Annotated in this window: 1 protein-coding gene; it reads left to right on the top strand. The window is 64.4% G+C overall.

The annotated features are described in order from the left end of the window. The coding region (locus ACJMNC_RS14705; protein ID WP_408948701.1) for a transposase at positions 1 to 248 on the top strand (248 nt) is incomplete at its 5' end. Positions 249 to 1,282: the final 1,034 nt, after the last annotated feature.

Below are 1,282 nucleotides of genomic sequence, written 5' to 3'. Positions count from 1 at the left end.
ATCAGATCTGGCTCGCCGTCGTCGCCCTCGCACTCGACCTGAACGCGTGGATGCAGATGCTTGCCTTGACCGGCACCGACGCACGTACCTGGGAATTGAAGAACCTCCGGCTACGGCTGCTGGCCACCGCCGCCCGCCTGGCCCGGCACGCCCGCACCCACCGCCTGCGATTCGACCACCAGGCCCGCCACACAGGTTTGCTCATCACCGCAATCACCCGGCTCGACGCCTACCGAAACACCAGCTGAACAGCAGTCGCAATCCGCCCCTACCACTGAAAGACCACCCCTTCGGGCCAGTGAAACCCGACCGCGCACCGACGGCCTCGGCGATCCTGTCGTACCCGACAGCCATAATCAGCCCCGCCGCAACCAATCCGAACAGATCAGGCCGGGATCAGCACCTCACGAAAGATCGAGGCTAACCCGCGACCCCTACGCGGATGAGCCTGCAATTTCGGAGCCTTCGCCACGCAAGAAGGCCTACGTCGATATTCGCGGTATCGAGAGCACGGTTAGGGACCTAAAGCGCCGTGGCGAGCTGTGAGCTGTAGCCGCCCCCTTATCCTCGATCGTTCGTGAGGCAATCGTCCCGGCCTGAGTCGTTCGGATTGATTGTGGCGCCGCAATAGCGTTTTGGCCGCGGAGCAAGCCGCCGAGGGGGACACTGGTTGCTCTAGGTCCGTGAGGAGCTTGCCCAACGGTCATTGCTAGGCCGCTGCCGCTTTCTTGACGCTGCCGTGTAGCCGAGGGACGACTCGCCCGCCGTCAAGCCCGACTTGAAACTCGCTGTGTGAGGCCTCCGCGCCGCGAGTGGTCCGCCGGCTAGAGCCAGCCGCTGTTCACGCCAAGGACGGGTGCGCCCCGTTTCGCCGGCGGCTCAGGCTCTGCTGGACCCAGCACTGGCCCTGGAGGCCCGCGTGCTTCCGGGCGCACCGGAGCAGGTGAACGAACTTCGCGGCCGTACAGCGGCCCGCTAGAGCCGCCGAACGAGGCGCCGGTTTTGCGATAACGCCGCGGTGTTAGTTAGGCTTGCTGAGTCCGGCCCTGCTAACGGAGTGCTTTCTAGCTCCTATTCCCCCGCCGATGTCGAGTGTCGAGCGGTGCCGCGAAATCCAGGGATTGGCACGAGAGCTATGGCGCTTATAGCTGCATCCGGAAGAACGCACCGCTTCCGAGGCTTTAACGTCCGAGTAGGCGCATCCCCAGCGCCCAATCGGAGCTAGAAAGCACTCCACGACTAGGGCCGGACTAGACAAGCCTAACCAACGCCGCCCCGACTA

The sequence above is a fragment of the Gordonia sp. VNK21 genome (assembly GCF_046098115.1).
In the GTDB taxonomy this organism is placed as follows: domain Bacteria; phylum Actinomycetota; class Actinomycetes; order Mycobacteriales; family Mycobacteriaceae; genus Gordonia.
Note: the sequence above shows the minus strand (reverse complement) of the source record. Positions and strands in the feature narration are given on the sequence as shown.